Consider the following 12,978-nt stretch of genomic DNA (forward strand, 5'->3'; position numbering starts at 1 on the left):
TATCGATCGTCGTATTTTCTTTATTCAGGTTTTATTCGAGACTAGCAAAGAAAGCTTTGACCACCAACGCAAATTAATGCACGATCATTGTGCAAATATGCACAAGGAAGACCATAACAATGAAAGTGGATTGGGATCATCTACAGTTTTTTTTAGTGTTGGCACGTACCAAAACTCTAACCAATGCCGCCCGTATTATTGGGGTTGAGCATAGTACTGTTGCGCGACGGATTCAGGCTTTAGAACAAGCTTTAGGCATTACCTTGTTTAAACGCGAAGCCTCTGGCTATGAGCTGACTATGGAGGGTTTAGCACTGGTGCCGCGGGTTGAGCAAATGGAATACGCTTTCCTGCAAATTGAAAAACCGCATCAACCGTTGCAGGGTCGTGTGCGAATTGGCACACCTGAAGGTTTTGGTACCGCATTTTTGGCGCGCTTGTTAGCAGAGTTTTCCATACAGTATCCCTCGCTCACCATTGACCTGATTCCAGTGCCGAAAATGATCAAACTGTCGCATCGTGAAGCAGATATTGTGGTCTCGATTGAACGACCCACCTCTGGTCCCTATATCATTACGCGACTCTCGGATTATTGTTTAAAAATTTATGGCAGTAAAAAGTATCTGTCACTCAACCCACCCATCCGTGATTTACAGGATTTAACTTCGCATCGCTTTGTGAATTATATAGATGATCTGGTCTATAGCCCTGAGTTGTACTGCTTGGAACGCTTACCTTTAAAACTCAACGCTAATTTCCGTAGCAGTAGTATTTTGGCACAGCAAATTGCTGTCAGTTCTGGTGCAGGACTCGCCATCTTGCCCAAGTTTTTAGCCGATGATAAACCTGAACTTGAAACAGTATTAGAACAACAAGTGCGTTACACCCATACCTTTTGGATGCTGACTTTTGTCGATTTGCAACACGAACCCCGTATTAAACTGGTCTGGGATTATCTACGCAAACAGGCTGATCAATACCAGCACTTATTGGTGGATTAAACACCATTGCCAGACCATAAAAAACCGATCAATGGAGATCGGTTTTTTACTCAACAGATATGAATTATTATGCCAATTCGCGACCCAGTTTTTTCATGCGTGGTTTATACATCAGCTGATAAGTCACGGCCAAAATGACTACCCACAATGGACTAACATAAAGTGCTTTTAAGGTATCTGGTTCAAGTGCCAAAATCACCAAAGCAAATAACAAGAAGGCAATCACCATATAAGACATGAATACGCCACCCGGCATTTTAAACTTCGATTGTGCATGCAGTTCTGGACGTAGCTTACGGTAGCGCAGATAGCAGACCATAATCAGACTCCAGACACTGATGAATAGAATCACACACAGTGAACTCGCCAGCGTGAAAGCTTCAAGGGTATTCGGTACAAAGTATTGTAGTACCGCACCACCCATGATGAATACGCAAGAGAAAATCAAACCATTGGCAGGCACGGCACTTTTGGATAAACGACCAAAGGCATTGGGTGCCTGGCCATCTTTAGATAAACCAAACAGCATCCGGCTGGTGGAGAATACGCCACTATTCATCGAAGACATCACTGAAGACAGTACCACTAAATTCATGATGATGGCCGATGTCACAATCCCAGCATTTAAGAACAATTCGACAAATGGGCTCTTGTCTGCACGGATAATATTCCACGGTGTGACTGACATCACCACCAATAATGCCAACACATAGAACAAGATAATGCGAATCGGAATCGCATTAATGGCCTTTGGCAAATTCTTATGCGGGTCTTTGGTTTCAGCAGCGGTGGTTCCAATCAATTCTACCCCGACAAAGGCAAATACCGCGATCTGAAAACCAGCCAAGAAACCATCCAGACCTTTTGGAAACATACCACCATGCGACCAGACATTGCTAAGTGAAGCAACAGTGCCATGAGGTGCATGGAAATGGCTAAAGATCATATAGCCACCGACACCAATCAAGCCAATAATCGCCAAAATCTTGATCAGGGCAAACCAGAACTCAATTTCACCAAATAGGCGCACAGTGAGTAGGTTTAAGAACAACACAAATAGCACACAGCCTGCACTAATGGCAGCCTGTCCAATTGGAGTAAACATGGTGCCTTCAGGCAGCCAGAAGGTGAGATAATTGATCACGGCCGCCAAGTCGGCAATACCGACCAGTACCCAACCTAACCAATAAGTCCAGCCCATGTAGTAGCCAGCCCATGGGCCAATCAGGTCATGTGCCATATCAACAAAAGATTTGTAGTGCAGGTTGGCAAGCAGCAATTCACCGAGTGCTCGCATTAAGAAGAAGAACATCCCACCAATAATCATGTAAATAAACAGAATCGATGGGCCTGCCAAGGAGATGGTTTTGCCTGAGCCCATAAAGAGCCCTGTACCAATGGCACCGCCGATTGCAATCAATTGCAAATGGCGATTTGAAAGTTTTCTTTGTAAGTCTTGGGGCGATTGCTCGCCTTCTGACTGATGCTGTGTAACCGTCATCTTAAGTTCCTTTTACTCTTTCCTAAATGAGTCAGCCTTGATTTATGCGCCATACCTTAGCTGTCTTTTTAAGACTGCTGACTCATCTTCGATTGCAAGAAAATACGTATCTGACTACGTTTTATCTACTGCAAATACGTTACTTTTCTTCTTTTTTTATATTTTTAAACAAAGATAAAGCGGATCGCTTTATTTTTGTGCTGCAACAATTGCAATTTCGATCAACCATTTTGGATTGACCAAATCGGCCTGAATGGTGGCACGTGAAGGTGCAACATGACCTTTCAACCAATCAATCCAGATCGTATTCACCACAGGAAAATCTGAAAGATCTTTTAAAAATAGTTGCGCTGAGAGTAGACGAGATTTATCCGTCCCTGCTGAAGCCAAAAGTTGTTCAATGGTTGCAAGTACTTCACGGGTTTGTCCTTCAATATCTAAGTCGGCATTTTTAGGCACCTGACCAGACAAATACACCACCTTATTGAATACTGTGACTGCACTCATCACTTCATTGGTATTGAGCTTTTGAATATCTGAATGTGACATGATAAATCCTTATTCCTGAGTTATAAATGAAACGCGCGCAGTCACGCCACACATCAGTTCATAACCGATGGTGCCTGAAGTTGCTGCAACGTCGTCAATGGGTAAAACTGTTCCTGAACTAGACTGACCCCATAACACCACTTCACTGCCAACATCGGCATCGCTGATCGAACTGAGATCCACAGCCAGCATGTCCATGCTGACCCGCCCAATGGTTTGGGTCCTAATTCCATTGACCAAAACTGGCGTACCAGTGGCTGAAATCCGTTGATAACCATCGGCATAGCCACACGCCACGATACCAATACGGATTGGTTGCTCGGCCACATAGCTAGAGCCGTAGCCAACACTTTCATTGGCATTGAGTTCTTGCACGGCAATAATTTCACTGCGCAGGCTCATGCTCGGTGCAAGACCCCAATCCTGAATCGTGTGTTTAGGATAATCGGGAGAACTGCCGTACAGCATGATGCCACCACGGACATAATCTGATTGCAATTGGGTTTGATATCTTAAGATTGCAGCACTATTACTGACAGACCTTTCCCCAGGTAGACCTTGGATCGTAGCTTCGAATTGCTTGAGTTGATACTCAATTCCAGTTTGCCCAAAACGGTCACCATCAGCATCGGAGAAATGCATCATATGGGTGATACTGGCCACGTTAGGAAAACGATTTAAATGTTGCCAGTTTTTACGATACTGTTCTGGTTTAAAACCAAGTCGGTTCATACCACTGTTCATTTTTAAGAAAATATCAAATTGAGCTGGATAGATATGTTGCTGTAGCCATTCCACTTGTTGTTCACTATGTACCGTAAAGCTTAATTGGTACTGCGCACAATCAAATAAGTCTTGTGGGGAGAAAATACCTTCCAGCAATAAAATCGGGCCTGTCCAACCTAAAGCACGTAAGCATTTTGCCTCATCGATATCGAGTAAGGCAAAGCCATCTGCGCTTTTAAAAGATTCATAAACACGTTCAATCCCATGCCCATAAGCATTGGCTTTGACCACAGCAAACACTTTGCTGTCGGGTACCGACTGCCTGACCACCGCTAGGTTTTGGCTTAAGGCTTGGGTATGGATGACCGCAGTAATTGGACGAGGCATACGATACTTCCTTGTATGTTCAATTATGCGGCGTGTGAATAACGTTGAATCGACAAGCCATCAGTGCTGATGTCTGGACGATGATTCATGACCAGATCACTGATCAATTTTCCAGAACCACAAGCCATGGTCCAACCTAAAGTGCCATGACCTGTATTTAGGAACAGATTCTTATATTGCGTTGCACCGATAATAGGTGTGCTGTCAGGTGTCATCGGACGTAAACCTGTCCAGAACGATGCTTGAGCAAGATCACCACCTGGGAATAGATCTTGTGTCACCATTTCTAAGGTTGCACGACGATCTTCTTTTAGACCAAGATTGAAACCACTGAGCTCAGCCATACCACCAACACGGATACGCTGATCAAAACGTGTCAAAGCAACTTTATAAGTTTCATCCAATACCGTTGATTGCGGAGCGAATTTTGGTTCCACAATCGGGATCGTGAGTGAATAGCCTTTCACTGGATATACAGGCAAATTTAATTCCAGTGGTCTGAGGAAATCACGTGAATAGCTGCCAAAAGCCAGCACAAAACGGTCGGCTGTTAAAATCGCACCATCGACCATGACACCTTTGATTTCATCGCCTTCAACAATCAATTTTTCAACGTTTTGATCGAATTTAAATTCCACGCCCAAGTCTTGTGCCAATTTTGCCAAGGCATTGGTAAACAGATAACAATCACCCGTTTCATCATTCGGCAGATGTAAACCACCCACCAATTTATCAGTATGCGCTAAGGCAGGTTCTACAGTACCCAACTCTTGAGCGTTCAATAAATCAAAGTCCACACCACATTCTTTGAGTACCTGAATATCACGCTGCACAGCTTCAAGTTGTGCCTCGTTACGGAACACCTGTAAGGTTCCTTTCGCGCGGTTTTCGTAATTGATCCCTGTTTGTGCTCTGAGATCGCGTAAGCAGTCACGGCTGTATTCTGCCACACGCATCATGCGTTCTTTATTCACCGCATAGCTTTGTGGATTACAGTTCTTCAGCATCTGTGCCATCCACTGCAACTGCCACATACTGCCATCAATATTGATGGCTAATGGCGCGTGATGCTGGAACATCCATTTTACGGCTTTGAAAGGAATGCCAGGCGCTGCCCACGGTGTTGAATATCCTGGGGAGATTTGGCCTGCATTACCAAAACTGGTTTCTTTTGCAGGGCCTGATTGACGGTCAAGTACAGTCACTTGCGCACCTTGTTGTGCAAGATAATAGGCACTTGCCACACCAATGACGCCACTTCCTAAAACGATTACGCGCATAATAGATCCCTCACGCACACACTAGGTTATTTAACTAGTATATTTTTGGATCAATAGTTTTTTTCACTGATTTTATGACTATAATCTAGGTAATTTAATATTTTTGTCGCGAAAAAATTAAAATAAAAGGGAATCTTCTATGCGTAAATTAGACCGTATTGATCGCCTGATTTTAGATATTTTGCAGCGCGAAGGCCGAATTGCGATCAGTGAACTTGCTTCACGAGTCAACCTGTCCACAACACCTTGCTCGGAACGAGTGAAGCGTTTGGAGCGCGAAGGGATCATTGTGGGCTACTATGCTCGACTCAACCCAGCCTATGTCGATCGCAGCCTACTAGTGTTTCTGGAAATCAAACTATCTGCCAAATCTGGTGATGTATTTGATCAGGTGGCACGTGATTTGGTTGATATTCCAGAGGTATTGGAATGCCATCTCATTTCAGGTGAGTTTGATTATTTGGTAAAGGCACGTTTAAAAGAAATGAGTGCTTATCGACGCCTATTAGGTGATTTATTAAAAAAACTGCCTGCCTCTGCTTCTTCACATAGCTATATTGTGATGGAAGAAGTTAAAGAGTCTTTATATTTAGATATGGGTATATAAACTTGCCCGCAACAAAAAAGCCCTAATGGAAGGGCTTTTATTTGATCGAACTTGAGATGGTTTACTCATCTTCATCATAAATATAGCTCATACAACCCCAACCATCATATTCACCATTGAACTCTTTGGCGATCTTGGTCATCCACTCTTCCAAGTCTTCAATATCTTCATATTCCAAAATCATATTGACATGAATGTTCAGCACCCAAAGATCTGAACCATCTGAATGTACTTCTTCCTGAAAAAGTGAAATTTTTTGTTCTTGATGTAAAAGATGCAAGGCACATTTTTCTACTTGTTCTTGTTTTTCAAAAACAATCGAAAATTCGACTTCATGTGGCTCGTTGAGTTCATTACCATCTTCAACCATCTGCCATAGCACGTTGCCATTATCATTGTCTGGGAATTGGTTATAGTCGCGAGTCATATAAATATCCTTTGTTGTGTTTTGGACTTGATATTTGGCTATAGATTAACCGATTTTTATGTCATTTTTTAGACGGATTAATAGCAATATTGTAGTCAAAAAACGATCAAAGTAAACGGCCTGAGACTACGGTATCTCAGCCTAATACGATGCCAAGTACCACCTGATCAAGGCAAGCTATGCCATTTTCATAGATCGGTTCTGGGTAGTCCTTAAAAACATCTCGTTCAATATGCGACAGACGAAACCCACACTTTTGATACAGTGCCAATTGATTCAGACTGGAATTGCCTGTTTTAACCCATAAGATGTGTGTATTCAGCTGTTTGGCAGACTCGATTACATGTTGAATCAATGCTTTGGCTAGGCCTTGTCCTTGATAGCCATCCGCCACGGTCAAATTCTTAATTTCAGCTTGATCATCCGTTTCGAGTAAACAAAGTTGGGCGATGATCTGTGCTTGATCATTCAAGATCACAAAAATTTTTGAATCAAATAGATATGTTTCGATCTCCGCCCAACTCGGATCAGCCTCTAACAACAATGTTTTTAATTGATCTTGTTGTGCCTGTGCCAATAGCTTCCAGAAAACAGATTGAATTGAATACATGATCTTGCCTATTTATAGTTGTGCTTAGAACTTTACCTCAGAATGGATTTCAACTTCATGCAGCTTGAGTGGATGTTGAAATGCTAAATAGGCGGCATGCAATGCCATCCGTTTTAAATGAAATTTGGTTGGTTCAGGATGATAGAGTTTATCCCCCATAATTGGATGACCAATATGCATCATATGTACCCGCAATTGATGCGAACGACCTGTGACAGGCTCTAGACGTACACGGCTTTGATCGGTTGCTGCATCATATGCCATGCATTGAAATAAGGTTTTGGCTTGCTTACCCAATTCAAAATGTACCATCTGACGTGGACGATTTTCCCAATCGGTAATTAACGGCACTTCCACACTGCCTTCTGACTGAATTTTCCCCTGTACCAATGCCACATAGTATTTTTTGACGGTTCGTGCCTGAAACATTTTACTGACTGCGACTTCTGCATCACGATGTTTGGCAAACATAAGTAAGCCCGAAGTTGCCATATCCAGACGATGAGTGACTTTGGCAGCAGGATATTTGTCCAAAACTCGCAAATAGGCACTATCCTGATGTTCAGGTAACCGCCCCATCACAGACAATAGCCCCGCAGGTTTATTGATCACCAGCAAGTCCTCATCCTCATAAACGATGTCTAAAGGATCTTGTGGCGGAGCATAAATAAAGTTGTCATTTAAAGGCATGGAATAATAAACAAATCAAGCAAAGACAGAAGCAGCAGTGATTATAGATATTCCAAATAGTTTCGCAAACACTGATTCAGATGATGTCTTAAGGCAAATTAAGATGGTGTTTTGAGTGATTTGCCTAGATTTTCTTTGTAGCGCTGTTCTAAGCTTTCAATATCTCGATTGAGGAAGGCAATCAGGTAGTCTTTTGCCCGAGCAAGGCTGAGCTGTTTAAATGAGATGCTGTATTTGCTTTTGCGCGTAACCAAGCCAAATAGATCTTTTTTAGGAATGATGACTGGAATATCACTGTCCAGCTTAAATTCTAGTTGCTGTGACTTGGCATAGGCATCAAGGGTAATGGAAATGGTCTGTTCTGTCTGATGATCGCTGACAATAAAACTGGTATCCGCACCATTGAGTTGTAATTGACGAACCAACTGCTGACGCCAAGCCATCTCATCAAACTTGGTTAAAATCGTTGCCAAATCAAAGCGACCGACATGATCGATGTCATTATGATTCATTTGATGTGGATAGCGGACTTTAAGCTCGAACTCATTCATGATGGTACTGACCTATTACTGTGATTTTTTTGATTTATTAATATAAAACTAATTATATCACTTTGTTTTTTAATATAAAAATATCGATTTATATTCATAATATGAAGATTACAGGATTGGTTTCACACTCATTTTTAATTTTCTTGATCTAGTTTTTATTATTTTGACCGAATTATTGATGTTCTATTCAATTAAATTTTTTAGGGTATCAAGGGAAAACAGAGGTTGTTTACTTCAACACCTATGACTTTGTAAGCCATAACCTTTGCCTATAAACTTTTGATCTATAGCGTCCTAAGCCGAATCGAGACCTTTTGGGTTCGTACACACTTGCTTTATAAGCGTCGGTGCATGCTACTCTTTTCGATCCCTTTCACACCCTTGAGACATAGTTTAGGCAGATCACGGTGGGATTGTTTTCCTAAAAATAGCTATTTTCAAAGATCAATGAAATAATTTTGCATAATTTATTTTAAAAGTTAAAATATTTACCACATCCAATAAAAAACCAAGATTTTTATTCCGACAAATTCAAATTTACATGTGTATTTTTTCCAAAATACCTTCTCATCTAAGCCCAAATCACCATAATCGCTGCCACAATCACCAGCCACAGACCTAAATGATCGGTTTTAGCGAGTTTTTCTTTAAAAAAGAAAGCCGAGATTAATAGACTAAATAGAATTTCCACCTGCCCCAGTGTTTTCACTATCGCCACGGTCTGCATACTCATGGCACTAAACCAACCGACTGAAGCCAAAAAGCTACAGATACTCACTCTTAAGGTTAAGCCAACCCGTTGCCACATTTTATAAAGAGTCGGTCGGCTAAAAAATCCGAGATAGACCAGTAATACGATGCATTGAAAGCTGATCAAACTACACAGCACCCATGCAGCACGGTGTAAGAATGGCAACATGCTCAGCTCTAAACTGGCTTCACGTACCAATAAAGAAGTAATGGCAAAACAAAGCCCACTACCCAACCCAATCATCAAGGTTTTAAAGGACAGATCGGACTGTTGCTTGCCTTTACTCAGTAAGAATACTGCAAGCCCTCCAATCACTACCCCGATCCAACCCCATGTACTGAGATGTTCCTGTAAGAACAGTACACCGACCAAGGCCGCCAAGATCGCTTCACTTTTGGCGAGTCCGACACCAATGGCATAATTCTTTTGTTGAAATAGTTTCACCATCAAGGCAGTCGCATAGATTTGGCTAATACCCGCAATCACGATATACAGCCAGAATTTATCGGAAAAATGCACAGGGGCTGTGACAGGTTGATGCCAATAGAGAAAGGCTAAATAGCTAAAGGCAAAGATCGGTGAAAAGATAAAGCGCGCCAGTGTGGTGCCATAGACATCCACGCTCGTACTGAGTTGTTTTTGAAATGCATTGCGCCAAGCCTGCATAAATGCAGCCATGAGGGTGAACAGAATCCAAGTGATCATCATAAGCTTGAACGCAATATTATCAGTGCCGCTAATTTACGCGGTTCTGGCTGTTTTTTCGATAGTCGCCATGGCTTAAAAACTTAAATCATTAAAGTCTTTCACTTTGGACAGATAGATCGGCGCCTGATTGATTTTGCTCCATGTTTCTTTAAACCTTGGATCTTGTTCTGGGTCTTGGCGTAAATTGTCACGAACAACTTTTTTACCTGTTAAAAAGTTAATGCTGGTTTGGCTTTGAATCAAGGGACCATGATTGCTTGAATCATCATAGCCAATCAGGCGTAGATCATTGCCTTCCAAGCGGAATAGATAACGCCAATAGCCATAACGTCCATGCGAATAATAAACACTTAATACGTTATTTTTAATTTCCATCCATAGATCAGGCGGGAAATAGACACCACCATCTTCATTTTCTGAGCTAAAACAGTTGAGGTTGCTGACAATAGCTTTGTATTTGCCTTTTTCATTGAGTAATACAATTGCACCTCGGCGGTTGCGGTCTAAATGCCCACGATATTCATCATCCACAAAGGCTTTGGGATCCGTGGCTTTGACGATCAGTACCACATCCTTCAGACCATCTTTATTGAGATCGCCTTCAATCGCTTCAAACAGTTGATATTTTGCAGGGATATAGGCTCTATAAGTGACTTTATCTTTGCGGAGTTTCAGTTCTTCTGCCGATGGTTGTTCTTGGGCAAAGGCTGTTTGCGGAAGTATAGATAGGCTTGAGCAAGCCAAGATTAGTGCAATGAGTCGAGTCTTTATCATCTTTTTATTTCATCATTCAGGCTGTTATCGGAGTTATTGCATTTATATAGAATGGCTTACTTGCTCTTGGCGTTTTGCATGAATCCAACGTGCTGCAACAATAATAAGAATAATCACCAAGACCGTAATCACCACAGGCATGATAAAGGCCAAAATCGATAATACGACCGAGCCAATCAACTCACCTGTCGAGATCACAAAATTACCCAGTCCACCTGTGGTTGCTGTCGAAACCCCACGTGCCGCTACGGTACTCATTTGCACCACACCTGCGGTTCCACCACCAACAATCAATGCAGCGGCCCAAGTCGCAAACTGGGACATTTCGCCGCTGCTGACCGCCATTGTGGTCAGCGTACCTGCCACCACAGCCGCAGGTGTAGCGATGGTATCTAATAGGTTATCTACCCATGGCACATAGTAAGCTGCTATTTCACAAATCGTGGCAAAACCCAGTGCCATACACACCGATGGAAGTGCCAACCATTCAAAGCCTTGGGCAGGTTGATACCATCCCATAAGGGTAGCAATGCTCATCGCCAATAGCGGTACAAAGACACGAAAACCACAGGCTGCGCTGAGTCCAACGCCAATACAGAGTCCTAAAATCGTTTCCATCACGGATTACCTTTCTATGCCTATGACAGGTCTTGTTATTTAAATCTTATTTTTAAGGTAACAAAAAGCCCTATCAAGGGATAGGGCTTTTATTCAAACAGTGGGTAACTGTTTGGTATTTTGCGGCTTAGGCATTCTTACTGTTGAATTGATTGCCAAGGCATTTGGTACACGGAGGTAAACGATCAGTACCAATTTCTAAATAGGTGCGGTGTCCGCATTGAACACAAAAATAGAAGCCTGTTCCAGGTTTTTCGCCAGCAGTTACCATCTTTGTTCTCCATAGATTTTAGAAATGGTATATATACTATAGCGTGATAGTTTTGATTATTTATTGACCTTTCCGACAAGTGGTGATGGCGGAAAGGTGAAAACTATCATTTATACTCTATGAGAAGCTTTATCTCCCCCCTTCGACAAGATCTCATTATCTTGTATATATGCCATCACAAGAAATAAGATCACTCTGACTTCCTTTACTATCTACGTGATATGCAGCCGCCATAACAAGTAAATCATATTGGAAAAGAATTTCTACTCGCTGATTTCCTTCGGCAAGTAATAAGGTATTCATCACTGGATAACCATCTGTAATTTTGTCATTTTCTTGCTGATTTATTTTAACTTGATAATTGGCTTGACCACTTTTAATTGAAAGCAGATCTCCTGTCTTTTGAATTTCACAAACCTGCTTATCTTTTTGTCTTAATTTTTTAGACTTAAAATCAGGTAATAAGCCTGAAGAACAATGTGTCAATATTTTGGTACTCCCTTGATACTGCTCTCCGGCACAAGCCTGATAATTAATTTTTAAACGTGCATAATCCTCAGGTATTGCTGGAATTGCACTGAGTTGCCCTTTCGCTACTAAATCGACTAAGTCAGAGTATTTTGCAAATCTAGTTTCGCCATGAATTGCTTCTTCCAATTTACTTAATCCCGAATAATAAGAACTATTGCTCATCACATCATCTGTGATTAAATTTAGATCTTGATCAATAGCATAGTCTTTTTTAATTAATTCTTGTTTTATCGCTTCACTTGCTTTATTTAGATCCATTTTAGTAAATATAAGTTTGGAATTAAACCAATCTTCAGATTTTTGTTGAGATGCCAAAGCAACCACCAAGGTAGTTATAGGATTAATATTTACAAAGGTATCTTTATCAAAAACATAAGAATAATAAGTATCTTTTGCTGAAACAACTTTTAATTTACATGGAAGTTGTTTTTGCTCTACTTCACCTGACCATGCCCCATGAAGATCACTGATTACTGTACTCTTAAAGCCAGTATCATTTACACATTTTGCTGTGACATTCAACTTGACGTTATCCAAAACATTCCCATAAGCACGAGCATTACCTTTCAGCAGAATATATTCAGGTTTTGTCTCAGGTTTTGTCTCAGGTTTTGTCTCAGGTTTTGTCTCAGGTTTTGTCTCAGGTTTTGTCTCAGGTTTTGTCTCAGGTTTTGTCTCAGGTTGTTCAGTTGAATTGTTTGCGCTCTTATTCGAATTGTCACCACCTCCACCGCCACATGCAGTAAGAAAAATGGCAGAAAATAATGGGAATATTATTTTTCCTAACTTATTTTTTTCAAATGACATTATCTATATAACCTTAGTAGTTTATTTATTCGCGGCAGTATAATCTAGAACAGGAAGCCATTCAAAGAAACTAAAAAAAGTGTTAAATAAAACCCAAAATGACTTATAACTTAAAGTATTAAAAAATGATTAAATGCATTAAAAAAGCTCTATCAAAATGATAGAGCTTTTCCTAAATAAAGTAACAAT

At 41.2% G+C, this 12,978-nt stretch carries 15 protein-coding genes; 2 read left to right on the top strand and 13 right to left on the bottom strand.

From position 1 onward, the window contains the following. The first annotated feature begins 119 nt into the window (after positions 1-119). Positions 120-1,001: a LysR family transcriptional regulator gene (locus tag F3J02_RS16400; RefSeq protein ID WP_167250986.1), complete on the top strand. Its 882-nt coding sequence runs from the start codon at positions 120-122 to the stop codon at positions 999-1,001. 67 nt (positions 1,002-1,068) lie between these two features. On the opposite strand, the gene F3J02_RS16405 is transcribed toward F3J02_RS16400, so the two are convergent. The 4 genes from F3J02_RS16405 to F3J02_RS16420 all read right to left on the bottom strand — a co-directional run bounded on the left by F3J02_RS16405 (position 1,069) and on the right by F3J02_RS16420 (position 5,444). Next, a complete protein-coding gene (locus F3J02_RS16405; protein ID WP_167250987.1) occupies positions 1,069-2,502 on the bottom strand; it encodes an amino acid permease in 1,434 nt (477 codons plus the stop codon). A gap of 189 nt (positions 2,503-2,691) precedes the next feature. Then, positions 2,692-3,051, bottom strand: coding sequence for a RidA family protein (locus tag F3J02_RS16410; RefSeq protein WP_005186540.1), 360 nt, complete (start codon positions 3,049-3,051; stop codon positions 2,692-2,694). 9 nt (positions 3,052-3,060) lie between these two features. Then, the gene (gene alr, locus F3J02_RS16415; protein WP_167250988.1) at positions 3,061-4,164 is read right to left on the bottom strand and encodes an alanine racemase; all 1,104 of its coding nucleotides are present in this window, start codon (positions 4,162-4,164) and stop codon (positions 3,061-3,063) included. 23 nt (positions 4,165-4,187) lie between these two features. Beyond that, entirely contained in the window at positions 4,188-5,444 is a 1,257-nt protein-coding gene (locus F3J02_RS16420) for a D-amino acid dehydrogenase (RefSeq protein WP_167250990.1), read from the bottom strand. A 139-nt stretch (positions 5,445-5,583) separates the two neighbouring features. Here F3J02_RS16420 and F3J02_RS16425 point away from each other — a divergent pair, with 139 nt between their 5' ends. Beyond that, positions 5,584-6,051: an Lrp/AsnC ligand binding domain-containing protein gene (locus F3J02_RS16425; RefSeq protein ID WP_005186529.1), complete on the top strand. Its 468-nt coding sequence runs from the start codon at positions 5,584-5,586 to the stop codon at positions 6,049-6,051. A gap of 61 nt (positions 6,052-6,112) precedes the next feature. Here F3J02_RS16425 and F3J02_RS16430 read toward each other — a convergent pair whose 3' ends face one another. The 9 genes from F3J02_RS16430 to F3J02_RS16470 all read right to left on the bottom strand — a co-directional run bounded on the left by F3J02_RS16430 (position 6,113) and on the right by F3J02_RS16470 (position 12,789). Continuing rightward, positions 6,113-6,478: a ribonuclease E inhibitor RraB gene (locus F3J02_RS16430; RefSeq protein ID WP_167250992.1), complete on the bottom strand. Its 366-nt coding sequence runs from the start codon at positions 6,476-6,478 to the stop codon at positions 6,113-6,115. A gap of 136 nt (positions 6,479-6,614) precedes the next feature. Beyond that, positions 6,615-7,088 carry a GNAT family N-acetyltransferase gene (locus F3J02_RS16435; RefSeq protein WP_167250994.1) on the bottom strand — a complete coding sequence of 158 codons (474 nt, stop codon included), beginning with the start codon at positions 7,086-7,088 and terminating at the stop codon, positions 6,615-6,617. A 24-nt stretch (positions 7,089-7,112) separates the two neighbouring features. Further along, the gene (locus tag F3J02_RS16440) at positions 7,113-7,778 is read right to left on the bottom strand and encodes an RluA family pseudouridine synthase (RefSeq protein ID WP_167250996.1); all 666 of its coding nucleotides are present in this window, start codon (positions 7,776-7,778) and stop codon (positions 7,113-7,115) included. 98 nt (positions 7,779-7,876) lie between these two features. Next, positions 7,877-8,329: a hypothetical protein gene (locus F3J02_RS16445; RefSeq protein ID WP_167250998.1), complete on the bottom strand. Its 453-nt coding sequence runs from the start codon at positions 8,327-8,329 to the stop codon at positions 7,877-7,879. A gap of 571 nt (positions 8,330-8,900) precedes the next feature. After that, positions 8,901-9,788 carry a DMT family transporter gene (locus F3J02_RS16450; protein WP_167251000.1) on the bottom strand — a complete coding sequence of 296 codons (888 nt, stop codon included), beginning with the start codon at positions 9,786-9,788 and terminating at the stop codon, positions 8,901-8,903. A 72-nt stretch (positions 9,789-9,860) separates the two neighbouring features. Then, entirely contained in the window at positions 9,861-10,562 is a 702-nt protein-coding gene (locus F3J02_RS16455; protein ID WP_167251002.1) for a hypothetical protein, read from the bottom strand. A 42-nt stretch (positions 10,563-10,604) separates the two neighbouring features. Further along, on the bottom strand, positions 10,605-11,180 hold the full coding sequence (locus F3J02_RS16460; RefSeq protein ID WP_167251004.1) for a DUF4126 domain-containing protein: 576 nt from the start codon (positions 11,178-11,180) through the stop codon (positions 10,605-10,607). Positions 11,181-11,307: 127 nt separating this feature from the next. After that, the gene (locus tag F3J02_RS16465; RefSeq protein ID WP_004637424.1) at positions 11,308-11,451 is read right to left on the bottom strand and encodes a zinc ribbon-containing protein; all 144 of its coding nucleotides are present in this window, start codon (positions 11,449-11,451) and stop codon (positions 11,308-11,310) included. A gap of 156 nt (positions 11,452-11,607) precedes the next feature. Beyond that, positions 11,608-12,789, bottom strand: coding sequence for a hypothetical protein (locus F3J02_RS16470; protein ID WP_167251006.1), 1,182 nt, complete (start codon positions 12,787-12,789; stop codon positions 11,608-11,610). Positions 12,790-12,978: the final 189 nt, after the last annotated feature.

Origin of the sequence: Acinetobacter sp. Tr-809 (genome assembly GCF_011753255.1) — a bacterium.
Classification (GTDB): Bacteria; Pseudomonadota; Gammaproteobacteria; order Pseudomonadales; family Moraxellaceae; genus Acinetobacter.